At 58.6% G+C, this 24,165-nt stretch carries 20 protein-coding genes; 6 read left to right on the forward strand and 14 right to left on the reverse strand.

Features of this window, described 5'->3' with window-relative positions; all coding sequences use genetic code 11:
* Positions 1-2,477 (reverse strand): zinc-dependent metalloprotease (locus tag Q0F21_RS00670; protein ID WP_297236415.1); only part of this gene is annotated, 2,477 nt, incomplete at its 3' end.
* 138 nt (positions 2,478-2,615) lie between these two features.
* Here Q0F21_RS00670 and Q0F21_RS00675 point away from each other — a divergent pair.
* From Q0F21_RS00675 to Q0F21_RS00700, 6 genes are all read left to right on the forward strand, one after another.
* The gene (locus Q0F21_RS00675; RefSeq protein WP_297236416.1) at positions 2,616-5,018 is read left to right on the forward strand and encodes a TonB-dependent receptor; all 2,403 of its coding nucleotides are present in this window, start codon (positions 2,616-2,618) and stop codon (positions 5,016-5,018) included.
* 210 nt (positions 5,019-5,228) lie between these two features.
* On the forward strand, positions 5,229-5,771 hold the full coding sequence (locus Q0F21_RS00680; protein WP_297236417.1) for a hypothetical protein: 543 nt from the start codon (positions 5,229-5,231) through the stop codon (positions 5,769-5,771).
* A gap of 141 nt (positions 5,772-5,912) precedes the next feature.
* Positions 5,913-7,205: an adenylosuccinate synthase gene (locus tag Q0F21_RS00685; protein WP_297236418.1), complete on the forward strand. Its 1,293-nt coding sequence runs from the start codon at positions 5,913-5,915 to the stop codon at positions 7,203-7,205.
* Positions 7,206-7,211: 6 nt separating this feature from the next.
* Positions 7,212-7,907 (forward strand): zinc metallopeptidase, encoded by a 696-nt coding sequence (locus Q0F21_RS00690; RefSeq protein WP_297236419.1) that lies wholly within the window; start codon positions 7,212-7,214, stop codon positions 7,905-7,907.
* A 128-nt stretch (positions 7,908-8,035) separates the two neighbouring features.
* Entirely contained in the window at positions 8,036-8,764 is a 729-nt protein-coding gene (locus tag Q0F21_RS00695; protein ID WP_297236420.1) for an energy transducer TonB, read from the forward strand.
* A gap of 233 nt (positions 8,765-8,997) precedes the next feature.
* Positions 8,998-10,374 (forward strand): TrpB-like pyridoxal phosphate-dependent enzyme, encoded by a 1,377-nt coding sequence (locus tag Q0F21_RS00700; RefSeq protein ID WP_297236421.1) that lies wholly within the window; start codon positions 8,998-9,000, stop codon positions 10,372-10,374.
* A 59-nt stretch (positions 10,375-10,433) separates the two neighbouring features.
* Here Q0F21_RS00700 and Q0F21_RS00705 read toward each other — a convergent pair whose 3' ends face one another.
* The 13 genes from Q0F21_RS00705 to Q0F21_RS00765 form a co-directional block, all read right to left on the reverse strand.
* The gene (locus tag Q0F21_RS00705; protein ID WP_297236422.1) at positions 10,434-11,501 is read right to left on the reverse strand and encodes an NAD(P)-dependent oxidoreductase; all 1,068 of its coding nucleotides are present in this window, start codon (positions 11,499-11,501) and stop codon (positions 10,434-10,436) included.
* A gap of 34 nt (positions 11,502-11,535) precedes the next feature.
* Positions 11,536-13,164 carry an SMC family ATPase gene (locus tag Q0F21_RS00710; protein ID WP_297236424.1) on the reverse strand — a complete coding sequence of 543 codons (1,629 nt, stop codon included), beginning with the start codon at positions 13,162-13,164 and terminating at the stop codon, positions 11,536-11,538.
* The gene (locus Q0F21_RS00715; RefSeq protein WP_297236426.1) at positions 13,088-14,545 is read right to left on the reverse strand and encodes an SMC family ATPase; all 1,458 of its coding nucleotides are present in this window, start codon (positions 14,543-14,545) and stop codon (positions 13,088-13,090) included. The genes Q0F21_RS00710 and Q0F21_RS00715 overlap by 77 nt, the downstream gene beginning before the upstream one ends.
* Entirely contained in the window at positions 14,542-15,732 is a 1,191-nt protein-coding gene (gene sbcD, locus Q0F21_RS00720) for an exonuclease subunit SbcD (RefSeq protein WP_297236428.1), read from the reverse strand. The genes Q0F21_RS00715 and sbcD overlap by 4 nt, the downstream gene beginning before the upstream one ends.
* Before the next feature lie 69 nt (positions 15,733-15,801).
* The gene (locus Q0F21_RS00725) at positions 15,802-16,434 is read right to left on the reverse strand and encodes a TatD family hydrolase (RefSeq protein ID WP_297236430.1); all 633 of its coding nucleotides are present in this window, start codon (positions 16,432-16,434) and stop codon (positions 15,802-15,804) included.
* A complete protein-coding gene (yidD, locus tag Q0F21_RS00730) occupies positions 16,431-16,679 on the reverse strand; it encodes a membrane protein insertion efficiency factor YidD (protein WP_297236432.1) in 249 nt (82 codons plus the stop codon). The genes Q0F21_RS00725 and yidD overlap by 4 nt, the downstream gene beginning before the upstream one ends.
* Complete coding sequence (locus Q0F21_RS00735) at positions 16,676-17,071, reverse strand: ribonuclease P protein component (protein WP_288965193.1); 396 nt, start codon at positions 17,069-17,071, stop codon at positions 16,676-16,678. The genes yidD and Q0F21_RS00735 overlap by 4 nt, the downstream gene beginning before the upstream one ends.
* 4 nt (positions 17,072-17,075) lie before the next feature.
* Positions 17,076-17,840, reverse strand: coding sequence for a uroporphyrinogen-III synthase (locus Q0F21_RS00740; RefSeq protein ID WP_297236434.1), 765 nt, complete (start codon positions 17,838-17,840; stop codon positions 17,076-17,078).
* Positions 17,841-17,850: 10 nt separating this feature from the next.
* Positions 17,851-18,552, reverse strand: a complete 702-nt coding sequence (locus Q0F21_RS00745; protein WP_297236436.1) for a DUF4271 domain-containing protein — start codon at positions 18,550-18,552, stop codon at positions 17,851-17,853.
* Positions 18,553-18,609: 57 nt separating this feature from the next.
* Positions 18,610-19,077 (reverse strand): rRNA maturation RNase YbeY, encoded by a 468-nt coding sequence (gene ybeY, locus Q0F21_RS00750; RefSeq protein ID WP_297236438.1) that lies wholly within the window; start codon positions 19,075-19,077, stop codon positions 18,610-18,612.
* A gap of 180 nt (positions 19,078-19,257) precedes the next feature.
* The gene (locus Q0F21_RS00755; protein WP_297236440.1) at positions 19,258-21,252 is read right to left on the reverse strand and encodes a M3 family metallopeptidase; all 1,995 of its coding nucleotides are present in this window, start codon (positions 21,250-21,252) and stop codon (positions 19,258-19,260) included.
* Positions 21,233-21,706, reverse strand: coding sequence for an RpiB/LacA/LacB family sugar-phosphate isomerase (locus Q0F21_RS00760; RefSeq protein ID WP_297236442.1), 474 nt, complete (start codon positions 21,704-21,706; stop codon positions 21,233-21,235). Before Q0F21_RS00760 ends, Q0F21_RS00755 begins: the two co-directional genes overlap by 20 nt.
* Before the next feature lie 3 nt (positions 21,707-21,709).
* Positions 21,710-23,746, reverse strand: a complete 2,037-nt coding sequence (locus Q0F21_RS00765) for a transketolase (protein ID WP_297236444.1) — start codon at positions 23,744-23,746, stop codon at positions 21,710-21,712.
* Positions 23,747-24,165 lie beyond the last annotated feature (419 nt).

Raw genomic sequence — 24,165 nt, forward strand, 5'->3', positions numbered from 1 at the left:
GCGCGTTGGATCTTACTGAGAGCGACACGAATGTAGGGCGCTATCTCCTCACTCTTGACGCTTGGGGTAAGCATATTAAGTCGCGCTGCTGCCACCTCGCCACACAGATCGTTCGCCCCGGGCAGAGAGTTCGCCCACGCTTGTGCCTCGACGAGACTTCGCCTGCCGGCAAATTGCCCCGACTCCTCCGCATACCCCATTAGCATCTCGATCGCCGTCCGCTGCAGGCACTGCTCTGACCGGCTCAGCGCGCTCCCGCCGGCGCCCTCCCGCAGTAGCTCATCCACATAGTCACTGAGGTACTGCTCCACCGTATAGCCGGAGCCTCCGCGGGGAGCCTCACTCCCGTCGATAATCCCCCGCAGCCGGTATCCCGCCGTCAAGTCATTGAGGACAAGTGAGAGGAAATAGGGCGCCTCCTTGTACGCATCATAGCTGTCCGACCGGTCAAAGCGCTGTGCCAGATAGGGGGTAAAGAGCCACTCATCCAGACCCCGCAGTTGGGCAAAGGTCCACCTCAGCGCCTCCTGCTGCCGAGACTTAGGAATGTAGGTAAGCGGCATCCGACCATCTCCCTGCCGCTCGTCGTGGTAGACACGTCCCCCCACGATCGGAGTGACATGGCGGACGTACCGGAGCATCTGCTCGATGATCGCATCATAGACCTCGCGCAGGTCATCGGACGGCTCACCGGGCTTTGCCAGCCAAGCCTCGAAGTGCCCGGCGATGTACTTCAGATTCTTCACCCCGAGCGTATTTGCCGCCACAAGGTCATCGGAGAGATCCTCCGTCTGAGCGGTGGGATCCACCGTCACGATCTGCTGTGGCCCGTAGGTGTACCGCCTATCGCCCGAGTGACGCTCGATCAGCGCTCGGAGGGCACCCGCCTCCTGCTCGACCGGATAACAACGATACCCCCACTCGATCGCATGGATGTCGTAGGGGCCAAGGAGGGGTGGCACCAGCCGCACCCCACGCTCCGGGTCACCCGTCTGAGCGACATAATTGAAGCGCGCATAGTCCATGATCGACGGCGTTGTGCCGTACTTCTGGGTAAAGGCGGGATCCCTCAGCTGCGCCACGGTGTAGGCCGAGGAGGCACCCATATTGTGCTCCAGCCCGAGAGTATGCCCTACCTCGTGCGCCGCCACATACCGCATAGCTTCACACATGAGGTCATCCGGCAGTTTATCCGCCCGCACCCGGGGATCCACCGCGCCGGTCTGCACCAGGCGCCAGTAGTAGAGGAGTGAGGTGACGTTGTGATACCAGATCACATCCGCACAGAGGATCTCTCCGCTCCGAGGATCGACATACGAGGGACCCATCGCATTGGCGATCTGGGAGGTGGCATACTTGACGCAAGAGAAGCGCAGGTCATCGGGGTCGAAGTCCGGCATCTCCTCCTTAGTAGGATACATCCTGGCACGAATGGCATTGCTGAAGCCCGCCGCCCTGAAGGCCTGCTCCCAGTCACAGATACCATCGAGGACCGCCTGACGCCACTTGGGCGGGAAGGCGGAGTCGACGTAGAAGGTGATCGGCTCCACCGGATCCACCACTTCGCCCCGCACGTAAGCGGCACTATCGGTCGGCTCCAGCCGCCACCGATGAATGATCTCATACTGCTCGATCCGGTCCTTATCGGACGAGTAGTGGCTCCTCGCAGAGGAGAAGTAGCCGACCCGGCTGTCGGCGCGACGAGACCGCATCGGGCGATCCGGCAGCAGCACCATCGACCGATGGATCTCCAGCGTAGTGAAGTGGCTGTCACTTGCATAGGCAGCAACACTCTTCACCTCCACATTGCGCTCAAAGGACCGCGCCCCTACAATGTAAGACCCGCCACTGACGGGGCCACCCTTAGGGAGAGTAAAGGGATCGTTGCTCTCAAAGAGGGGATCCCCGTCGAGGAAGAGAGACGTGACATCGATCACCCGACTCTGCCCAGTCCGCGCCTTCACATCAAAAGTCCGCGCGATCGGCGGGACGAAGTTTCGGTCAAAGGAAGCCTTGATCGGATCCTCCTCATCGACATAGCCATGAGTCGGCACCATCTTAAGCAGCACCTTATCCTTACCTCTCGCCTCCAGGCGGGCGATGAAGGGGGTGATCATCATCTGACCCGCCACTGCCGAGGCAGGGTCTGAGGTACGCGAAATCCGGCTGGTAAAGAGCAGCGGCCTGCCGAGCAGACTGTCCGGCACCTCAAAGTAGAGGTCTCCCTCCTTCTGTATCGCAACGACGAGACCCGAGTCGATCTTCGCTTCGCTCACCAGGTCATCGTACGCCTGCTCCTCCTTGCTCTTCGTCACTTGAGGCTGATTCTCAGCATCCTCCTTAGCCTTCTGCCGCTTGCTCTTCAGCCAGCCCCACAGCGGTCGGCAGGAGGTCTCAGGCACTTGAGCATCCAGCTCAGCGCCCACCGATATCACCACCAGGCAGGCGAGCAGCAGCCTGTAGAGAGTTTTGCTCATATACTTACTCATAATCAGCCCCAAAGGTACAAAATAAGGTCCTATACTCTCGTCCGACAAGGAAGTGTCACCAGGAAGTAACCGACTTGTAATAACTATCTCCGAACTTCGCAGAGCATAACCTACACGCACTTCACTATGTCTTCACTCAGTCGGAGAGGAATAGCTCTCCTGTGCTCTCTCATACTCACGACTCTGGCAGCCTCTGCACAGGGGACCGTCAGGGGAAGGATCACGAGCGCCAATCCCAATGCACCCATCACCGCCGCCACGATCCTCGTCCGGGGAACCGATCCCCTGGTCTACACCACGATGGGAGAGGACGGGACCTTTGAGCTCCGTACACCCATCGGGCGCCAGACGATCGAGGTGCGGAGCATCGGCTTCCTGAGCCGCGAGCTGTCGGTCACAGTGCTGCCGACCAAGGAGACGGTCCTTGATGTAGAGCTGGAGCCCCTTGATGTCGTCCTCGGCGAGGTACTCGTCTCTGCCCCTTATGATAAGAGCAAGACGCTCGACCCGCTAAGCTTTGCCGGAGGGCGGAGTTTCAGCACCGACGAGACCTACCGCTTTGCCTCCTCACTCGGTGACCCGGCACGTATGGTCCGGAGCTTTGCCGGTGTCATGCCCGCAAACGACAGCCGCAACGACATCATCATCCGTGGCAATAGCCCCATAGGTCTGCAGTGGGTCCTCGATGGCATCGAGGTGCCCAATCTCAATCACTTCAATGCCGGCATCGGTCTCACCGGCGGACAGGTCTCTATGATCAATACTAACCTGCTGACCAACTCAGACTTCCACCTCAGCGCCTGGCCTGCCCCCTTCGGCAACGCCCTCTCCGGCATCTTTGACCTGACGATGCGCCCCGGCAACACCGCGCACCACGAGGGGTGGCTGCAGACCGGCTACGGCGGCCTTGAGCTGGGACTCGAGGGACCGGTCCCGGTGGGGAGCGAGTCCAATTATCTCATCTCCTACCGCTACTCCGTCCCGCGGATCATGAGCGGACTGAAGCTGATGAAGCTCCCCGCCGTACCGGAGTATCAGGACCTGACGGCCAAGGTCACCCTCCATGCCGACGAGCGGCACAGTCTCTCCCTTATGACGCTCTGGGGGAAGAGCTTCATCAAGATCGACACAGAGAAAATGGTGTCAGAGAAAGACGCTATGATCGACATCGAGGACGAGGGGGCGCTCGACAGCTACAATCAGCTCGTCGACGAGGGTAGCAGTAACCTCATCATCGGCCTCACCCACAATGCCAGGTGGAGCAAGCAGGTGCAGCAGCGCACTACCCTCTCCCTCGTCCGTACGACCCTTGACCTCAATGTCAGGAAGCAACTCAAGGAGAATGGTGAACTGACGGACAACTACGAGCGGGTGATGAAGGACACCTCCAAGGAGATCAAGTACTCTCTCCACACTGATCTCACCTGGCACCCCGATCTCTCCTCCCTCGTGGTGGCTGGGGCGACAGGCGATATCTATCAGGTGGACTACCACGCCGACATACCGATAGCAACGGATGCGGGCACGGTAAGCGAGAAGGGGCGATTTGGTGTGGGACGTCTCTATGGTCAGTATCGATACAAGCCGTCTCAGCGCTGGGCTCTCACCGCCGGACTCCACGGCATGATGACGACACTCAATACACATAAGACTCTCGAGCCACGCTTGGGACTTATGTATGAGCCGGCACCATCCCATATCCTCGGCTTGGCGGGAGGGCTCTACAGCCAGCTCCAGCCGAGGACCTTCTACTTTGCCCGCATCCCCGGGTCGGGTGAGGAGACTAATAGGGACCTCAAGCCGTCACGTGCTTGGCATGCGGACGCCTACTACGACTGGGCCTTTGCCACCGACTGGCACCTCAAGGTGGAGGGCTACTACCAGCACCTCTTCGACATCCCTGTGGAGCAGGACCTCACCTCCGCTTGGAGTATGCTCAATGTCGGTGTCACGGACGACAACAGTATCGTCCCCCTTCCGAATCTTGTCAATCGCGGGACCGGACGAAACGTCGGAGTGGAGCTGACTCTGGAGAAATTTATCTCTAAGAATTACTACCTCCTCACCAATGCGACCCTCTTCAGCTCCACCTACACCACCGGTGCATCCTCCAAGCGGTGGCACACGGCGATGGACGGCGGATATATCCTCAATCTCACCGGCGGCGGCGAGTACGCCATCAGCAAGTCATGGACCCTCACGGCGGACCTCAAGAGTACCTTCGCCGGAGGTATGCGCTACACGCCACTCCTGAGGGAGCAGTCTGCCGCCGAGAAGCGCCCCGTCCTCGATGCTGAGCAGAGTAACACCCTCCGGATGAAGCCCTACTTCCGGACCGATATTAAGCTGGGCTTCCGCCACCCGGGGAGACGGATCACGGAGGAGTTTGGTCTCGACCTACAGAATGTCACCAACTACCGCAACGTCATGGCCATGACCTACAACGAGCGGACCAACGACTACACAGCGATGCGGCTCCAGGGCTTCGGCATCATGGCGACCTGGCGCATCAGCTTCACCGTTCGCTGAGCGTACTGCAAGAGCCTGGCTGTCTGTGGGAGGAGAACTGCTGGATCTATTACCGGTATTAGGCTGATCTAAACCCGGTATTAGTGTCGACTAATACCGACTATAGTTTTCTCTGATACCGGTATTAGTAATCTCCGATCGGAGACGGGATTATTGCCTAACTTTGTCCGACCAGATACTCCCGGGTACCAACAACCACTTAACTATCCTATGAAGAGAAACTTTATCCTCAGACTGTCCCTCGGACTGATCATCCTCTCCTCACTGCTCTCCTGCAAGGACGAGACCGGCTACCCTATCAATATGTCTGAGCCACACGGGGTCAAGATGACACATGTGGCGATCCGGCTGGAGGACTGGATGGGGAAGCAGGTCATGAACGATGCGCTGGTCAGAGATCTGATGATCTTCGATACCGAGAGAGGCGGCAGCCGGATCCCCTACTCCTTTGTCACCAAGGGAATTGACTGCTACATCAATTTTATGGCACCCGTTCCCTCGTCCGTGCTGAGGGGGAAAAGAAAGGGGACCGTCAAGTCACGGATCAAGATTGCCTACAAGACTCAGAGCATTCCCCTCGAGTGTACCATGACCTTCGCTCACGGACGGGAGGGATACATTATGGATAGCGTCTACGTGCTGCAGAACATCCGGATCGGCGACAAGACCATAAAGCGTCCGGAGAGGGGTCCTCTCCTCATCACGCTGAGACTGGACTACAAGGATGAGAGGGTGGAAGTGATAGCGAAGTAGGTCTATCGGCACCGACAAGAGATAGCGAGGAGTCCGAGAGATAGCTTTTCGCTCTCTCGGACTCCCTTGCAGATGAATGAGTGGCGAAATTGCTATATTTGTACTCACAGATATAGTAAGATAGATAATAGATACTGAGCTATGGATAATAAGGTAGATGTCCTGCTGGGACTGCAGTGGGGCGATGAGGGAAAGGGAAAGGTGGTCGACGTGCTGACCCCCCACTACGATATCGTCGGTCGCTTCCAGGGTGGCCCCAATGCCGGTCACACGCTTGAGATCGAGGGCAAGACCCACGTCCTGAGATCGGTGCCATCGGGAGTCTTCCAGAGCGGGTCGGTCAATATCATCGGTAACGGCGTGGTGCTCGACCCGATCCTCTTCGCCAAGGAGGCAGAGGAGCTGGAGGATGCCGGTGTGGTGCTCCACGAGAGGCTGCGCATCGCCCGCAAGACCCACCTCATACTGCCGACCCATCGTCTCCTCGATGCCGCTAATGAGCAGGCCAAGGGGAGTACTAAGATCGGCACCACCGGAAAGGGCATCGGACCGACCTACACCGATAAGATCAGCCGCAACGGTCTCCGCGTCGGCGACATCGAGACCCCTGACTTCCGTGCCAAGTATGAGGCTCACCGAGAGCGTCATCGTCGCATGCTGTGCAACCTGCTGGGTCACGATCCTCTCGAGGAGGCCTCCTTTGCGGAGCTGGAGAGAGAGTTCTTCGACGCGATCGAGAAGCTTAGAGCCTATAAGCTGATCAATTGCGAGTACTTTGTCAATGATGCCCTCCGAGAGGGCAAGCATGTGCTCGCCGAGGGGGCGCAGGGCAGTCTGTTGGACATCGACTACGGCTCCTACCCCTTCGTCACCTCCTCCACCACGATCGCCTCGGGCTGCTGTGCCGGCTTCGGCGTGGCTCCGTCCCGGATCGGTCGGGTATTCGGGATCTTCAAGGCCTACTGCACCCGCGTCGGCGAGGGTCCCTTCCCGACAGAGCTCTTCGATGAGACAGGGGACGAGATGAGTCGCGTGGGACACGAGTACGGAGCAGTCACCGGGCGGAAGCGCCGCTGCGGCTGGATCGACCTCGTGACGCTCAAGTACACCACTATGCTCAGCGGCGTCACCGATCTGATCATGACCAAGGGCGACGTCCTGGGAGGCTTCGACGAGATCAAGGTCTGCACAAAGTACCGGGTCAATGGGAAGGAGACGACGGAGTACCCCTTCGACATCAATGCCGAGATCGAGCCGATCTACACTACCCTGCCCGGCTGGAAGTGCGACCTCACCGGCATCACCCGAGCTGAGGATCTGCCGGAGGCTTTCACCTCCTTTATGCACTTCATCGAGGAAGAGCTGGGAGCGCCGATCTCCATCGTCTCCGTCGGGCCGGACCGCAAGCAGACCATCATCCTGAGAGAGATCTGATCGACCATGACCGACTCCACAAGCACACTCCTCTGGATCCTCCTCTTCGTGGTGATGATCGTCGGGATGATCATCCAGAAGAGCCTGACATCCAAGTTTCGCAAGTACAGCAAGATCCCCCTCCACGACGGACTCACCGGCAAGGAGGTGGCTGAGAAGATGCTCCGCGAGAGCGGCATCACCGATGTGGAGGTGCGCCCGACACGAGGGATGCTGACGGACTTCTACAACCCTGGCGACCGGACGATCAACCTCAGCGAGGGGGTATACTCCTCGAGGAGCGTCGCCGCCGCTGCCGTAGCGGCTCACGAGACCGGACATGCCCTGCAGCACCACGTGGGATACAGTATGCTCCGGGTGCGGACGGCTCTGGTGCCTGTGGTCACCTTCTCCTCCAATATCCTCAGCATCGTGCTGCTCGCCGGGCTGCTGCTGGTGCGGGTCTTCCCTGAACTGCTGCTCTTCGGGATCATCCTCTTTGCGGCGACGACGCTCTTCAGCTTCGTCACCCTGCCGGTGGAGATCGATGCGAGCCGTAGGGCTCTCGGCTGGCTGGAGCGGAGCGGCGTCACAGGTCCGGAGGACCACAAGTACGCCGTCAGTGCGCTGCGTAGCGCCGCCTACACCTACGTCATAGCGGCGGTAGGTTCGCTCGCCACTCTCCTTTACTACATTTCGATATATAGTGGCAATAGGAGGTAAAAAGAGCTTTTCTCACCCGAATGTGCTTTGTTTTCTCAATAAAAAGAGTACATTTGTGGACAAGTCCGTGGTTGCGGCTACGGAGGAGTATGACGAAACCAACAAAAACTCTATAACTTACAAGTAGTATGAGCAATAACATGAACGTCGAGGACCGTCAGGTCAAGAAGACTAAGCGTGCTGACCTTGAGAAAAACAAGGGCACGTACTTCTTGATGGGACTGCTCGTCTCCCTGGGTCTCGTGTTTGTAGCCTTTGAGTGGGGTACACACGATGTCAAGGTGGACGACGTGGAGACTGACGCAGTCATCGAGGAAGTCGAGGACATTATGATCACGCCACCCGACGAGACCCCTCCCCCACCCCCCGAGCCCGAGGAAGCTCCGGTGAATGTGGAGATCCTCCAGGTCGTCGAGGATGACGTCGAGGTTGCTGATGTGGAGATCGCCTCCGTGGACGACTCCTTTGATAAGCTGCAGCAGACCTTTACTCCACCGGCACCGGCACAGCAGGGTCGTAAGCAGGAGAAGGTAGAGGAGGAGCAGATCTTCGAGTTCCTCGAGGAGATGCCTGAGTTCCCCGGCGGACAGACCGCTATGCTGAAGTGGCTCAGCGACCACGTAAAGTATCCTGCCGTAGCGGCAGAGAATAACATCCAGGGACGTGTCATGGTCAGCTTCGTCGTAGAGCGCGATGGATCTGTGTCCAATGTCAAGGTAGCCCGCGGTGTGGATCCCTCACTCGATAAGGAGGCCATCCGTCTCGTGGAGTCCATGCCGAAGTGGAAGCCAGGTATGCAGACCGGTAAGCCGGTTCGCTGCCGCTTCAACCTCCCTGTGACATTCAAGCTTCGGTAATCCATACCCTACTATGTCAGTCCACACCTACAGATCTCAGAGCAGCACGCTCAATTGCTGGTGGTGGCGCCGATATACGACTGTATACCGGAGCAGGACTGCTGATGTCTCTATAGGACTGATCTAAGAGACTGATAGGGACGGGAGAGAAATCCCGATACAAAGATCAAGAGCAGGAGACCTTCCGGTACAAGCCGGGAGGTCTCCTGCTCTCCTATTATTACCATCAAGACATGAAACAGAAAAAAATCATTATCCCCGAGCATGAGATCCCCACAGAGTGGTACAATATCCAGGCTGAGATGCCCACAAAGCCACTGCCTATGCTCGATCAGAAGAGCCTCCGACCCATCACCGCCGAGGACCTCTACCCAATATTTGTCGAGGAGTCAGCCAGACAGGAGCTCGATCAGACCAATGCCTGGATAGCGATACCGGATGAAGTAAGGGAGAAGTACCAGATGTACCGCAGCACGCCACTCGTCCGAGCCTACGAGCTGGAGCGGGTACTGGACACGCCGGCGCACATCTACTTCAAGGACGAGGGCGGCAGTCCCTGCGGTTCGCATAAGCTCAATAGCGCCCTCGCCCAGGCATACTATGCGAGAGAGCAGGGCATCACCAACGTCACCACCGAGACGGGGGCGGGACAGTGGGGCAGCGCCCTATCTCTCGCCAGTCGGATCTTCGGGCTGGAGTGCGCCGTCTACCAAGTACGTGTGAGCTACGAGCAGAAGCCTTCCCGTCGGACGATGATGCAGGTCTACGGCGCTCAGCTAACCCCCTCGCCGAGCATGAGCACCCGGGCGGGGAAGGACGTGCTGACGAGAGACCCCGACAACCCCGGCTCCCTTGGCATGGCGATTTCGGAGGCAATAGAGCTGGCACGCACCACGCCCAATACCAGGTACCTCCTCGGATCGGTGATGAATCATGTGGGACTGCACCAGACGGTCATCGGGCTGGAGGCTGAGCGACAGATGGAGCTGGCAGGAGAGCAACCGGATGTGGTGATCGCCTGCTTCGGCGGAGGATCCAATTTCAGCGGGATGATTTTCCCCTTCCTCCGCCACACCCTCCGCGACGGAGCCACCACCCGCTACGTAGCAGTGGAGCCAAGCTCCTGCCCCAAGCTCACCCGAGGACGCTTCGCCTACGACTACGGCGATGAGGCGGGCTACACTCCGCTCATCCCGATGTACACGCTGGGTCACAGCTTTGTCCCCTCCGCCATTCACGCCGGAGGACTTCGCTACCACGGCGGCGGATCAGTATTCTCGCAGCTGCTGCGCGATGGCTACATTGAGGCGATGGACGTGGACCAGCTGGAGAGCTTCCGCGCCGGGATGCTCTTCGCCCGGACGGAGGGGATCATACCCGCCCCCGAGAGCTGCCACGCCATCGCCGGAGCGATCCGCGAGGCGGAGCGGTGCAAAAGGGAGGGGAAGTCTGAGACGATCCTCTTCTGCCTCTCCGGGCACGGTCAGCTCGAGATCTCCGCTTACGAGCAGTACATCCGCCACACGCTCACCGGCGGATCGCCCACCGATGAGGAGCTACGCGCCGGGCTGAGAGATCTCCCCGAGGTTTCTCCCGAAGCGATCCACTGACCAGATATTGGGGTAAAAGAAAAGGGGACTGCACCAGACTGGTGCAGTCCCCTTTTTTCTTACTCCATGGTCAGATCCTCATCGCGGAAGAAGTGACGCATCATCGTGATGTCCTGAGTCTTCCAGGCGACATAAGGCTCACTGATGTGGAGAAGGTAGCTCCTAACCGCCGAGGCAAAAAGCTTAGTGGCAAGCTTCTGGATACTCGGGATATGGCGACTAAGTTGATAGTAGTAGTCTGCCAGCGTATCGGTGCGGAAGTGGACGATATCCTCCAGATCTTTTCCGTCAGCGAAGTAGCCACAGTGGAAATTCTTCGTCGCAAAAGCCCGACTCGGAAAATCAAATTCGCCCAGCCCGTAGATCTTGAAGTTTCGGGTCAGGAACTCCCGGTATGTGGTGGTACACTCCTTCCCTCCCCCGAGATTAAAGGTCCGACCATCCAGTTCGTCCAAGTGATCCAGCGCATTGACAAAGGCGCGAGCGGTATCCGCCGGGGTGCAGATCTCCAGCGTCGTATCCAGCGGCATATGGAACATGATCCCGGACATCGTGTGATTCTCCGCGCCCATGATGGCACTGAGACGGAAGATCGTGTACCGCAGCCCCGACTCCCGGATCAGCTGCTCCATGGCGAGCTTGGTCTGGGCGTAGTGGTCGCCCTCGGAGGGCTGCACGGGGTCGGTCACGCGGATCATGGGATCCTTGACCCGATCCCCGTAGACCGAGACACTGGAGGCCATCGCTATGAAAGCCTCAGGCGAGTGAGCCTTAAGCACCTTAAGGAGATTATTAGTTCCCTCGACATTGATCTTATTGGCGAGGTCAGGATTCTGATCGGCAGCCGGAGGGATGATCGCCGCGAGGTGGACGACGTAGTCCACCCCCGTACAAGCCTCCACCAGCGTCTCCGGCTTGGTGATATCTCCATAAAAAGGCACCACGCGACCCTGTAGCTGATCGAAGAGATCACGATTCTGCGGGGTGGCGAGGTCAAAGGCGCGCACCTCCACATCGGGACGGAAGCGGACAAAACCCCTAAGGACGCGAGAGCCGATGGTTCCTCCGGCACCGGTCACAAGGACGGTGCGTCTGGGAGCTGAGGCAGAGTAATATTTCTTAGTCATAGTCTGATCATTCTTTATCTGTATACAATAGGTATTACAAATGTAATGCATTTAGGCCAAACTCCTTCAGACCGCGGCTATTCCGCACCCATTTTTGTCCGTCCCTGATCACCGCAAGCCGGCTGCGGGAGCGATCGATCGGCTCCACCTCGATCCTCGTCGAGATGCGCTCCCTTAGTGCCTGCACGTGGCTAATGAGGACGATCCGCCTCGACATCCGCTCATGCAGCTTCTCCAGAGCCTCCACCACCATACTGAGACTGTGCGGATCCAGCGTGCCGAAGCCCTCGTCCATGAAGAGGGTATCCACTACACTCTCCCCACGCAGACGGGAGAGGGCAAGAGAAAGACTCAATGCCACCATGAAGCTCTCCCCGCCCGACAGGATCGTCACGCTCTGCGGTGCAAGGCTCGTCTCTGGATCCACGACAAGGATCGCCGACGACTGAGGAGCGATCTTGAGGCGATACTTGGCACCGAGGTCGACCAGAAATTCATTGGCCGACTCCAGCAGATAGCCGAGGACATAGCTCTGGGCGATACCCCGCAGCTTCTTCCCCTCCGCGTCTCCGAGGAGGTCCCGCAGCTTATCCCATCGGGCTGCCTCCCGGGCAAGATCCTCCGCCTCCGTTTCGAGACGTCTTTTCTCCATTTTATTCCGCTTATGGCCATCGAGCGTCGCCCGCATCCCTCCCAGCTCCGTATTTGTCCGATCGAGCGCTGTTCGGAGAGCGCTGAGTCTCTTGTCCAGCTCGTCAGCGGTGGTCTGCAGGAGGTCGGGACACTCTGTGGTGAGTCTGACCCTCTCACTCCTTGCCTCCTCCTCTCCCCGAGAGATCGTACGGAGCTCGGTCTCTATCTGAGTCAATTGTTCGACCACCTTCTCAAGCAGTGGTTTGCCGGGATAATCAGCCGGCTGAGCATCAGGAAAAGAGGAGACAAGGCTCGCCCTCTTAGTGGCAATGCGCTCCAACTCAGCCCTGCCTGAGACCAATTCGCTCTCTATGGAACTCCTCTGCTGACACTTCGTCCGATACTTGCGCGCCTCTGACTGAAGGGTCGTGAGAAGAATCTCGGGATCTGTGCGAAGGGACGTCTGCCAGTCGGGATAAATGATGAGGGAATCCATCTCCACTACAAGGTCGCGGGCAGTGTCCCTCTTGGACGCCAGCTCCCCCCGAAGTGTAGCCAGACTCTGCTTCGCACCGGAGACATCGGAAACCAATTCTTTCAGCTCCTGCGACTCCTGAGCCGACTTCTTCCCCTCCCAGTCCAGATGCCGACGGAGCTGTCGGATCTCCGCCTGCAGCTCGTCTGCTCTCTCCTTCTGCTCAGCAAGGTCACTGATCTCAGAGCGGGTGGTTGTGAGAATGGTCATGACCTCCTCCGGTGACTCTCCTCGGCGAAGTCCCTCCCGAGTGATCTTCCGCTGCTCCTCCCTACTCCTTCGGATCAGCTCCGCCTGCGTCTTCTTCTCGACAGTCAGTTCGTCTTGCAGGGTCTTTAGGTCATCCCTTTTCTTCTTAGACTCTGCGTATCGCTCCTTTACCGGCTTGAGGAGCTCCTCAAACTCCCGATCGATCAGCTCAGTATGTATTTCCTGACCGCAAGACAGGGCAGAGGTCCCCGGGGTAGAGTCCCTGGCGCAGCCGCTTGGCGGCATCTCCCGCCGCATCTTCCGCCTTTTTCTTCAGCTCCTCATCTCGCTTGAGTACTTCCTCCGCCACTTCGAGGTCGGCAGCAAGCTTCTCAAGATCGCCCTGCAGTTTGTCGAGACTCGCTTTGCTCTCCAGCACACTCTGCTGCAGCACATTGAACCGCTCTTGATCGCGCAGCACCTCAATGCGGTCAGAGATCTCCTTCGAATGGTATCCGTCATACTCCCCCTCCTTCACCTCCACTTGCCTGGTCAGCTTGGCGACTTGGGCATCAAGTTCTCTTATGGATTGCAGCTTAGCCTTCTGCTTCGGGCGAAGGTCTGCGAGGCTCTTCCGATCGGCTTTCTTCTCCCCCTTGATCTCCTCTATCCGCGACCAAATACCGCGGAGCTTGGTAAGCGACTGCACGATCTGTTCCTCCCTGTCATACATCGGTATCGCAGCGGAGCAGCGGGCAATCTCCTCATCCAGTCGACCCATCTCCTCCTTACGGGCCTCAGCTTCATCGGTCAGCTGCTTCTCAGCAGTCAGTAATCCGGCAAAGAGGCCTTCCAGTCGGGTGCGATCGGTCGCATACTTCCCAAGCGCATCCTCCAGGTCGCTGAGCTTCGCCAGACGGGTCTTGAGTTCGCTCAGCGCAGTGATCTCACCATTCCGGGACTTGACCGACTGCGTGTGCGTCCGGATCTGCGCCTTAGTCTTCCGCACGTCATCGGGGGAGAGGGTCTGAATGGCATCAATAGCTAACCTCTGTCTCTGGTACTTCTGCTTGTAGTGATCCGCGATCCGGTAGATCTTCTTCCCATACTCGGTGCACTGCTCCATCCGCGTCAGCCGCTCAAGGATGGACGAGCGCTCCCCCTCGCTGCTGTAGAGGAAGCGGGAGAAGTCGCCCTGAGCGAGTAAAACGGTCTGACAGAAGTCGTCATACGAGAGTCCGACGACCTCTTCGATCGCCCCTTTCACCCCCTTTTCGACCCTGTCCCCTCCGACCTTGGAGAGAGTCCTATTGGGTCCCTGGATAGCGCCGTTATGCTGCCGACGGGCACGGTGAATCTCCCACGAGGTCTCGTACTCATCACCGGAAGGGGTCACAAAAGTGAGACTGCAGTAGGCGTCCACAGCGCCGCGACGCATCAGCTGAGCGACGTCCCGATTCTTGTACTCATTATTGGGTCCATACTTCTCCTCGCTCCCTGCCCGCTCCAGTCGAGGCGCCCTGCCGTAGAGCGCGAGACAGATCGCGTCCAGGATGGTAGACTTGCCGGCTCCGGTCTTACCGCAGATCAGCACCAGTCCGCTCTCTCCTATGTCCTCGTCGAAGTCAATGGTCGCCGTCTCGAGGGAGAGAAGGTTACGTATCTCGAGCTTCTTCAGTCGTATCATATCTCTATCTCTTCCTCCTCACATAGGGCATCTATGGACCTAAAGAGCCCCAGCAGCTCCTCACGCTCCTCCTCCGCGAGCCCCCGATCCTGCAGGTACTTGCTCACGATCGTCACCGGATCCATCGCCACCAGCTCCTCCGGCGTGATGGCGCGACTCGCCTTCGTCTCGACCCTGTCTGTCTGCGGGGACTCTATCTTGACCGTGCAGTACCGCCCCCTCTTCCCCTCCAGCGCCTTGGAGGCCTGCTCGAGGTGGTCGAAGGGAAGGGACCCATCCCTCTTCACTTTCACGTGAAGCCGGACGTAGGCATTACTCTCCGGATCCATCTCGCGCAACTCTCGGATCGCTTCTTCGAAAGGCGCCGCCTCCTTAGGTAAGGTGATAAGTGGACGGAGGGTCTTCATCTGTCGGAAGTCGACCCTTGGCTCTTCCCCCTTCTCCAGCTCCACCAGCAGCACACCATGCTCCGCCGGTTCGTCAAAGGAAATCGGCAGTGGCGAACCGGAGTAGTAGGCTCTAGGGGACAATCTTTGTCGCCTGTGGATATGCCCCAGCGCCAAGTAGTCGTATCCGCCCGTGATGTTGTCCAGAGCCATCGCATCACTGCCCCCCACGATGTCGCGGGGCTGACGGGAGCCATTGAGTGCAGCACCCGACACATAAAGGTGCGCCATCAGTACCGTCGGCAGGCTCTCCCGGCTCAGTTGCTCGATGATCCTTTGGAAAAAGCGCTCCTGCCGCCCATCGAGGGGGTCGCCGTCGGCATGAGGAAAGTTAGCGGGGTAGCAGAAGGGGATCGCCATCACCACCCCTTTCCCCTCTATCTCGATCCGATTGCGAAGCGGATCCGGGCCGAGGGAGCCTATCAGGTGGACTCCATGCGGCAGCCAGGGCGGAGCAGCCGCCTCCAGCCGTGGACCGCTGTCGTGATTGCCGGAGGTGAGGATGATCTCCGTCTCCGGAGAGCTGTCATGGAGCCGTAGGAGTGCGTTATTCAGCTGCCTGACAACTGTGGTCGAGGGCATGTAAGAGTCATAGACATCGCCACTCACTAAGAGCGCATCCGGCCGCTCCGCCCGCAGCAGCTCAGAGAGCTGAGAGAAGAAGTAGTCAAACTCCTCCTCCCTGTCATACCCATAGAGCTCATGCCCGACGTGCCAGTCGGCGGTGTGAATAATCTTCATGGGGTAGTCTGGTACATCAATTGAGTAAAGGTACTGAAAAGAGCACCGCCGCCCCACTCCGCCAGGTCCCTACTGCCGAAGGGGGAGCTGCCGAAGGATCGCCTCGGCAAGCGAAGAGACGGAGACGCCGAGCTGTCCAGATGCCCGACTGTAGGTCTCAGTGAGAGGGATACTGCTCTCGTCGCTCTCCAGGAAGAATGGTCGCTTCGGCACTTCCTCCCAGCGATACTGCGGGTGGAGACTCACCTCTATATGGGCCTCCTCCAGCTGACGTAGAAGCGCCGGTTTGCCCCTAAATCCATGGACCACCCAGACGCCCTCCGGATGAGCGCGCCGCTCCCTCAGGAGGAGGTGCCACCCGCCCACCACATGGAGGATGAGGGGACAGCAAAGCTGATCGACGAGGAGGATGTGACGTCGCACGAGAGCGGTCTGCTCCTCCATCGACCACGAGGAGCGACGATCCCAACCGCACTCCCCTATACCGAGGAAGCGCTCGCCCAGCTCATCGATCCGCCTGAGGAGCAGACCCTCCGGATCTGCGTAACGCTGCTCATCCATCGGATGGATCCCGACGGTGAAGAGGTCTGATCGATCGTCAGTCTCCTCGTCCGGCATAAGCGAGCGAACCGCGATGACTGTGGAGTCACCGCGGTAGCGCTCTATATTATGTAGGTGGGTATGGAAGTCAAGCAGCCTCATGGCACCGGGTCGTAGCCACTACCACCCCAGGGATTGCACCGCAAGAGACGCCAGATAGCCAGGAGTAGCCCCTTGATCGGACCATGCTTCCGGATCGCCTCGATCGCATACTGGCTGCAGGTGGGTGTGAAGCGACAGGCGGGAGGCGTGTGGGGGCTGATATACTTCTGATAGAAGCGAATCGGCAGGATCAGTAACCTACCGACGAAGGCCCCTATGCTGTGAAAGATTGACCTGAGACTCATAGGGGGGAAGCACTCTTTACCTCCTCACAGAGGCGGGCAATCGACTTGGAGACCGCTGAGGAGAGTCGCTCTGAGCGAGAGACATGATCACCGATATAGAGCAGTCCCACGAGGAGGGTCGCCTCCTGCTCTGCTGCGAGCGCCCTGAGCGGGCCCTTCTGCAGCCGCCACGCCTCGCGGGTGCGACGCTTGATCGTATTGCGGTCCACCGCATGGCGTATCAGCCGCTTGGGAACGGAGATAAGGACCTTGAGCGGCTCCTCCGACGGCTCCTCCAGACGCCAGACGACTCGGTAGGGATAGCAGACGAAGCGACTCCGGCTCTCGAAGAGCTGCCGGATCTCCTCCCGCAGATAGAGCCGCTCGCTCTTCGTCAGCCCATACTCCTTCATGGGATCACTTCGCCGCCTTCTTCTCCTCCTGCAGGTAGTGCTCCAGAGCAGCGGTCATGCTCGGGTACTCGCGTGTCGGTGCACTGATATGCACCTGCAGCCCCGCCTGCTCCAGTTCCTCCCGCGTACCCTCGCCGAGACAGCCGACAATCTGACGGCCCTGCTGATAGTCGGGATAGGCAGCCTTGATGGCAGAGAGACCGTTGGGGCTGAAGAAGAGGAGAAAGTCAAAGGAGTCGATTTCCTCCGATGTCACATCGGCATAGACGATCCGACAGACATCGCAGACATCCACCTTCACCTTAGTATCCTGGAGCATAGCCACCACCTCAGAGCTGCGTTCCTCTATCTCCGGCACGAGGAATTTCTCCTTATCGTGCTTGCAGATGATGGTCTGGAAGTCCGACGAGGAGCCGTTCTTCTCCGGGAAGAAGATCTTGCGTTTGCGTACGGTGATGAACTTCTGCAGATAGAGGGCCACGCGCTCAGAGGCACAGAAGTACTTGAAGTCCTCCGGCAGCGTACAGCGCAGATCGCTCACCAGCTTGAAGAAATGGGTAGTGATCGTCCTCGATGTGAGGATCACCGCCGAGTGCTTGAGGATATCTACCTTCTGGTCACGGAATTGCCGAGTCGTCAGTGTTTCGAAGTGGAAGAGCGGCTTAAATACCAGTTCCAGATCATACTCCTCAGCCAGCTGATAGTACGGTGACGTCTTCTTCGGCGGCTCCGGTTGTGGCACCAGGATTTTACGTGTCTTTGTGGACATTTGTGATATACTACTGATTCACACTATGTGAGGCAACCCTGAGCAGATAGAGCAAGGGGCCTATTTCGCAAGCGCAAAGGTACAAAATAATATGCAGGGGATAATGCCTGAGGTGACTGAAGATCCGGATCTCCCTATAACATAGGAGGATGCGGTAGACCACATAAAGCCCCCCCAAGAGGGCGATCAGCACCGATGCACTCATCGGAGTGAAGAGTCGCAGGAGCAGCGGCAGGAGCAGCGTATTGGCAGCGATGATCAGCAGGATCTGATAGTCCACCCACCAGAGCGAGATCTGATCGGGATGGCAAAAGGTATAGACCATCCATGCCTGCACCAGGGTGGCGATGGCAAAAAGAAGTGCCACCCAGAGAGCAACCCTCCCCACGCTAAGCCAGAAGCCGACAACTGATAGAGAGACGATCCCGCTCGATCCCGGCAGGAGAAGCGTCACCAGCAGAGACACCAGGAGGAGACTCTCCACAAGTCCCGCGATGAAGAAGCCGATCGGTGGGACCATCTCACCGATGCGAGTAATGGCACGTGGGGGAGCTGTCAGCAGGAGCATCGCCCGACCACGTCCCCGTGGACGTATCAGACCGTGATAGAGCAGCACGGCGACCGCCACCAGGACGATCACCACGGCTATCAGACTATCAGTGTAGGCGGGAGCCGAGTCGACGTACTGCGCCTCCTCATAGGTCTCAAACACCGGCCACGCAGACCTCAGCTCCTGACTCAAGGTGTCCCCTTTTGCTTAAGTACGGTCTTATCCCTCCACCCACGGCTGAGCCGCCGGGACGGCTCGCCACACTCTCTCAGGCAACTGAGCCAGCGCCCGATCCTCCGCACGGTGCATCTCTGCCTCCAGCTCCGGCGTCACGTCATCCTGACCACAGAGGTGGAGTACTCCGTGGATCATCACCCGGAGTAGCTCGCTCCCGGGCGCCACACCCAGATCTGCGGCGTTGAGCCGGACCTGATCGAGGGAGATCAGGATGTCCGCCACCAGCACCTCGTCATCGTCTCCGCTCGGGAAGGTGATGATATCCGTGTAGTAGTGATGGTCGAGGAACTTGCTATTCATCTCGAGCATCTGCTCATTGTTGCAGAATTGGTAATTGAGCTCTCCAATGGTCTTTCCATAGCCCTCCGCCACGGACGTGATCCATGCGCCCACCTCTCGGCGGAGAAATGGGGGGACAGCCTCGCTCTCTGAGTAATAATGAATAGCCATAGACACTTGTATTATATTAGTCGGGAAACATCGGCCCATCGGGCGCACCCTTGCATCGCCCGGGAGGACACTGCAAAGGTAGTCATTTTATCACACCCCACTCATTACTGATAAAAGAAATGCCCCTGACGAGCAGGGGCATTTCCAACAGGCTATTATCCCGATCCGACGAAGGGGGGGTCACTGGATCAAGTGGGATCGGCGGAGCAGTGCGTCTACCGTTGCATCCCGACCCTTAAAGGCTCGGTACAGCTCCGCCGGATCCTCCGAGTCGCCCCGCTCGAGGATATTCTCCCGGAAGCGATCGGCAGTAGCGCGGTCGGTGAGACCGTTGTGGATGAACTCCTCGAAGGCATCCGCATCCAGTATTTCGCTCCACTTATACCCGTAGTATCCGGCGGCGTAGCCCCCGCTGAAGATGTGGGTAAAGGAGGGACTCATTGCCGTCCCGACCGCATGCGGAAGCAGCTCCAGCCCCTTCTGCGCCTCAGCCTCCACCTCCTCGATGTCAGTGGGCAGGGTCTCCGGATCGGTGGCATGCCACTTCATATCGAGATAGCCAAAGGTGAGCTGACGTATGCAGCCGTAGCCGTCAAGGAAGAGCGCATTCCTCTCGATCGCATCAAGCAGATCGTCACCGATCACTTCGCCGGTCTGGTAGTGCTTCGCAAAGGACTTAACGAAGTCGCGCTGGCGCATCCAGTTCTCATTCATCTGCGACGGTAGCTCCACGAAGTCATGCTCCACATTGGTTCCACTGAGAGAGGCGTGCTTCACCGTCGTCAGCAGACCGTGGAGGGCGTGACCAAACTCGTGGAAGAGCGTCGTCGTCTCGTCGAAGGTGAGGAGCGACGGCTTCTCATCGCTGGGCGGGGTAAAGTTCGTCACCAGGCTGATCACCGGGCGTACCCCCTCGTACTCCTCCACATAATTGGTCATCCAGGCACCGGACCGCTTCCCCTTACGAGGGAAGTAGTCGAGCAGCAGAGTCCCCAGCAGCTGTCCCTCACGCAGCACATTGTACGCCTCCACGTCGGGATGGTACACCGGCAGTTCGCCGTTGCGTCTCAGCTCGATCCCGTAGAGCTTACCGGCGAGACCGAACATCGCCTCCACAACGGACGACAGCTCGAAGTAGGGTCTCGTCTGCTCCTCCTCATACTTCAGTGCCTTCTCCCGATAGAGCTCCGCATAGTAGCTCCAGTCCCACGGCTCCAGCGTCGAGATCTGATCTCGACGCTCCGCCTGACCGGCTATCGTCTCCACCTCCTCACGCGCCTTGGCGAGGTAGGCATCGCGCAGCTTATCCAGCATACTGTAGACCGCCTCGGGCGTCTTCGCCATCTTCTTAGTCAGTACCAGCTCCGCATAGGTCTCATGACCGAGGAGCTTGGCGATGGAGTGCCGCAGCCGGACGATGTCGTAGATGGTGGCGATGTTGCTCGTCTCCCTCGAGGTGTCGTAGCAGAGCGTCCCACGGTCGCGGTAGATCTGCTTGCGCGTCTCCCGATTGCTGCAGAATCTCATCAGTGCACTATAGGACGGCATACTGAGGTCAAAGATCCAGCCCTCTACGCCCTCCTCCTTTGCTCTCTTGCGTGCCTGCTCCAGAGCGGAGGAGGGCAGTCGCTTGAGGGACTCTCCGTCGAGGACCGAGAGCCGATAGGCATTCTGCTCCCGCAGGACGTTTTGCCCGAAGCGGAGTGTCGCCAGGCTGAGCTCCTTCCGCAGCCCCTTCAGTTCCTGTCGGCTGCTCTCCGGCAGCATCGACCCATTGTCCCGATAGGACTCGTAGGTGCGGAGAAGGAGTCGCTTATCGATCCGCGAGAGTGCATCCTGAGGTGCCTCGTAGATCTGCTTTACCTTAGCGGCAATATCAGGATCGAGGGAGACCTCGTTGGCGACATCGGTCAACTCCTCCGTCAGCCCCTCCGACAGCTCCATGAGACGATCGTCTGCGTCGCAGCTGAGGAGGTTGTAGAAGGTAGCCGACGACACATCCAGCGCCCTACCCGCCTGCTCGAGGGCCAGCACGGTATTGCCAAAGGTGGCAGCCTCTATCGGTACGGAGCGGATCTCCTCCAGCTCCTCCCGGTAGGTCTCCAGGTCCTCCCGCACCTTCGTCGCAAGGGAATCCGCATCCCGGTGCTCAAAGTCAGGATAGAGTCTCTCCATAATCTATCGCTATCTTCCGGACCCGACGCTCGTGGCGTCCGCCCTCGAAGTCTGTGCTGAAGAATATCTCTGCCATCTCCTGCGCCTCCTGCACCGGCACGAAGCGACCGGGAAGCACCAGGACATTGGCGTTATTATGCTGCCGGATCAGCGATGCGATCTCCGGCATCCAGGCAAGTCCCGCACGGACAGACTGGTGCTTATTGAGCGCCATCTGGATCCCCTCACCGGAGCCACAGACGCCGACGCCCATATCCACCTCGCCCCTGTCGAGGGCATCGCCCAGCTTGTGAGCAAAGTCGGGATAGTCGCAGCTCTCTGAACCACTGTCCGTCCCGTAGTCGATTAGCTCCACCTCCGGAGCCCACTTGGCGAGGAAGTCCCTCACCGCTATCTTGATGTAATATCCGGCGTGGTCACTGGCCAGACCTATCTTCTGTACTCCTGCTATCATAGTTTACTTCTTTCCCAACAGCTCCATTACCTCACGGCAGACCGTCTCAGCCGTGTAGCCAAACTTCTCATCCAGCACCGTGTAGGGGGCGGAGAAGCCGAAGGACTCCATCCCGTGGATCCGCCCCTCACTGTGAGAGATCATCCCCTCCAGGGTGACCGGCAGACCGGCAGTCAGGCCGTAGCGCGGTACACCGGGAAGCAGCACGCTCTCCTGATAGTCCTCCGGCTGACGACGGAAGAGACCCTCGCTCGGTATGGAGACGACATTGACCCTAATACCTCGCTCACTCAGCAGCTCGGCACCGGCGACCAGCGTACTCACCTCAGATCCGGAGGCGATCAGCACAGCCTCGGGCTCCTCGCACTCGATCACGGTGTAACCACCCCGCTCCACGCGGAGGCTCTTGGTGTAGTCGTTCTCGGGGAGGTTCTTGATATTCTGACGGGAGAAGATCAGCGCCGTCGGGCTCTTCGTATTCTCCATCGCCATTTTCCACGCCACGGTGGTCTCCTCCACATCGGCAGGACGGAGGACCAGCATCGAGTTATTCCCGGAGTGGTTACGCAGCTTCTCCATCAGGCGGATCTGCGCCTCCTGCTCGATCGGCTGGTGCGTCGGACCATCCTCACCGACACGGAAGGCATCGTGAGTCCAGACAAACTTTACCGGCAGCTCCATCAGCGCGCAGAGGCGGATCGCCGGCTTCATGTAGTCGCTAAAGACGAAGAAGGTACCGCAGGCGGCGATCAGCCCGCCATGCAGTGTCAGTCCCATACTCACCACCGCCATCGTCAGCTCGGAGACGCCCATATTGATGAATTGGCCGTCGTAGTTGTCCCTCGAGATCGCAGTAGTTTTCTTGAGGAAACCGTCCGTCTTGTCAGAGTTGGAGAGGTCTGCACTGGAGACGATCATATTGGGCACCTGCTCGGCGAGATGTCCGAGGACGGTCGCCGAGGCATTGCGGGTCGCCTTATCCGGCGCCTGCTCTATCCGAGACCAGTCGACGCTCTTCACCTCAGGGTCCAGCCACCGCTCCAGCTCCTCTGCTGCCTCCGGCTTAGCCTTACGCCAGCTGTCGAAGCGCGCCTGCCACTCCTTCTTCTCCTCGATGAGCGTCTCACGCCGCTTGGCGAAGCACTCCTGTACCTCGGGGAAGATGATAAAGGGATCGTCTGGATCGCCGCCCAGACCGGCAACGGTGCGACAAACGTCGGCACCGGCCTTGGAGAGCGGCTGACCGTGCGTCGACACTTGATCCTCAAGTGAGCGACCGCCCTCCTTATCGATAGCCCCCTTAGCCATCAGCGTGTGACCGATGATGAGCGAGGGCTTGCCCTTGACCGCTATGGCACCATCGAGAGCGCGACGGATCTCCTCCGGGTCATTGCCATTGATGTCAAATATCTCCCAGCCCCAGGCGCGATACTTCATCGCCACGTCCTCGCTATCCACCTCGTCTACACGGGTGGAGAGCTGCACCTCGTTGGCATCGTAAAACATGATCAAGTTATCCAGCCCAAGGTGACCCGCCAGACGACCGGCTCCCTGTGAGATCTCCTCCTGAATACCGCCGTCGGAGATAAAGGCGTAGATACGCTGCTGCATCAGTCCCTTATCGAAGTGGGCACCCATCTTCTTCGCCGCAATGGCAGCACCCACGGCCATCGTATGTCCCTGACCGAGCGGTCCGGAGCCATTCTCTATCCCTCTCGTGATATCCAGCTCAGGGTGACCCGACGTCGGACTGCCCCACTGACGGAAAGCCATCAGTTCCTCCATTGTGAAGAAGCCCTGCATCGCCAGCACGCCGTAGAGCATCGAGGAGAGGTGACCGGGGTCGAGGAAAAAGCGATCCCTGGCAATCCACGCCGGGTCCTCCGGATCGTACCGGAGATACTCGGAGAAGAGCACAGCGGCGAAGTCGGCGCCGCCCATGGCTCCTCCGGGGTGACCGGAGGATGCCCTCTCCACCATGGAGAGAGCAAGGATCCGGATATTATCAGCGATCTTGTGGCTTAGAGAGTTACTACTCATCGTTACGGTGTATTGAAGTAATGGTTTATTAGTCGGAGTTGTGGCAGGCATAAGCCTACGGACAAATATACCAAGACCTTTGCAAAGAGACCTCACTGTGAGGACAAACTCACAGGAGGTCCCAAGTGGCTCATACGGACCGCTAATAACCCCCGGTCCATCAGGAGTGATTCTATTACCGGTAATAGTGTTGTCTAAACCCGGTATTAGTACGCACTAATATCGGGTTTAGTTCTGAGCCCTATTTAATCGGGTACGATTCGACCCTTTTCCGGGACCTCCGGGGAGGTGCTTCACAAGATTTGGCTATCTTTGAGGTGGTATTAGGACTATACAGACAACATATATACTGATGAAACCGACACTATTTGTACTTGCCGCCGGCATGGGATCCCGCTATGGCGGCCTTAAGCAGATCG

The organism is uncultured Porphyromonas sp., assembly GCF_934359325.1.
Lineage (GTDB): Bacteria > Bacteroidota > Bacteroidia > Bacteroidales > Porphyromonadaceae > Porphyromonas_A.

Coding starts and splice junctions, on each gene's coding strand:
- Q0F21_RS00675 (WP_297236416.1), top strand. CDS start 2,616: ATGTCTTCACTCAGTCGGAGAGGAATAGCTCTCCTGTGCTCTCTCATA.
- Q0F21_RS00680 (WP_297236417.1), top strand. CDS start 5,229: ATGAAGAGAAACTTTATCCTCAGACTGTCCCTCGGACTGATCATCCTC.
- Q0F21_RS00685 (WP_297236418.1), top strand. CDS start 5,913: ATGGATAATAAGGTAGATGTCCTGCTGGGACTGCAGTGGGGCGATGAG.
- Q0F21_RS00690 (WP_297236419.1), top strand. CDS start 7,212: ATGACCGACTCCACAAGCACACTCCTCTGGATCCTCCTCTTCGTGGTG.
- Q0F21_RS00695 (WP_297236420.1), top strand. CDS start 8,036: ATGAGCAATAACATGAACGTCGAGGACCGTCAGGTCAAGAAGACTAAG.
- Q0F21_RS00700 (WP_297236421.1), top strand. CDS start 8,998: ATGAAACAGAAAAAAATCATTATCCCCGAGCATGAGATCCCCACAGAG.
- Q0F21_RS00705 (WP_297236422.1), bottom strand. CDS start 11,501: ATGACTAAGAAATATTACTCTGCCTCAGCTCCCAGACGCACCGTCCTT.
- Q0F21_RS00710 (WP_297236424.1), bottom strand. CDS start 13,164: ATGCCGCCAAGCGGCTGCGCCAGGGACTCTACCCCGGGGACCTCTGCC.
- Q0F21_RS00715 (WP_297236426.1), bottom strand. CDS start 14,545: ATGATACGACTGAAGAAGCTCGAGATACGTAACCTTCTCTCCCTCGAG.
- sbcD (WP_297236428.1), bottom strand. CDS start 15,732: ATGAAGATTATTCACACCGCCGACTGGCACGTCGGGCATGAGCTCTAT.
- Q0F21_RS00725 (WP_297236430.1), bottom strand. CDS start 16,434: ATGAGGCTGCTTGACTTCCATACCCACCTACATAATATAGAGCGCTAC.
- yidD (WP_297236432.1), bottom strand. CDS start 16,679: ATGAGTCTCAGGTCAATCTTTCACAGCATAGGGGCCTTCGTCGGTAGG.
- Q0F21_RS00735 (WP_288965193.1), bottom strand. CDS start 17,071: ATGAAGGAGTATGGGCTGACGAAGAGCGAGCGGCTCTATCTGCGGGAG.
- Q0F21_RS00740 (WP_297236434.1), bottom strand. CDS start 17,840: ATGTCCACAAAGACACGTAAAATCCTGGTGCCACAACCGGAGCCGCCG.
- ybeY (WP_297236438.1), bottom strand. CDS start 19,077: ATGGCTATTCATTATTACTCAGAGAGCGAGGCTGTCCCCCCATTTCTC.
- Q0F21_RS00755 (WP_297236440.1), bottom strand. CDS start 21,252: ATGGAGAGACTCTATCCTGACTTTGAGCACCGGGATGCGGATTCCCTT.
- Q0F21_RS00760 (WP_297236442.1), bottom strand. CDS start 21,706: ATGATAGCAGGAGTACAGAAGATAGGTCTGGCCAGTGACCACGCCGGA.
- Q0F21_RS00765 (WP_297236444.1), bottom strand. CDS start 23,746: ATGAGTAGTAACTCTCTAAGCCACAAGATCGCTGATAATATCCGGATC.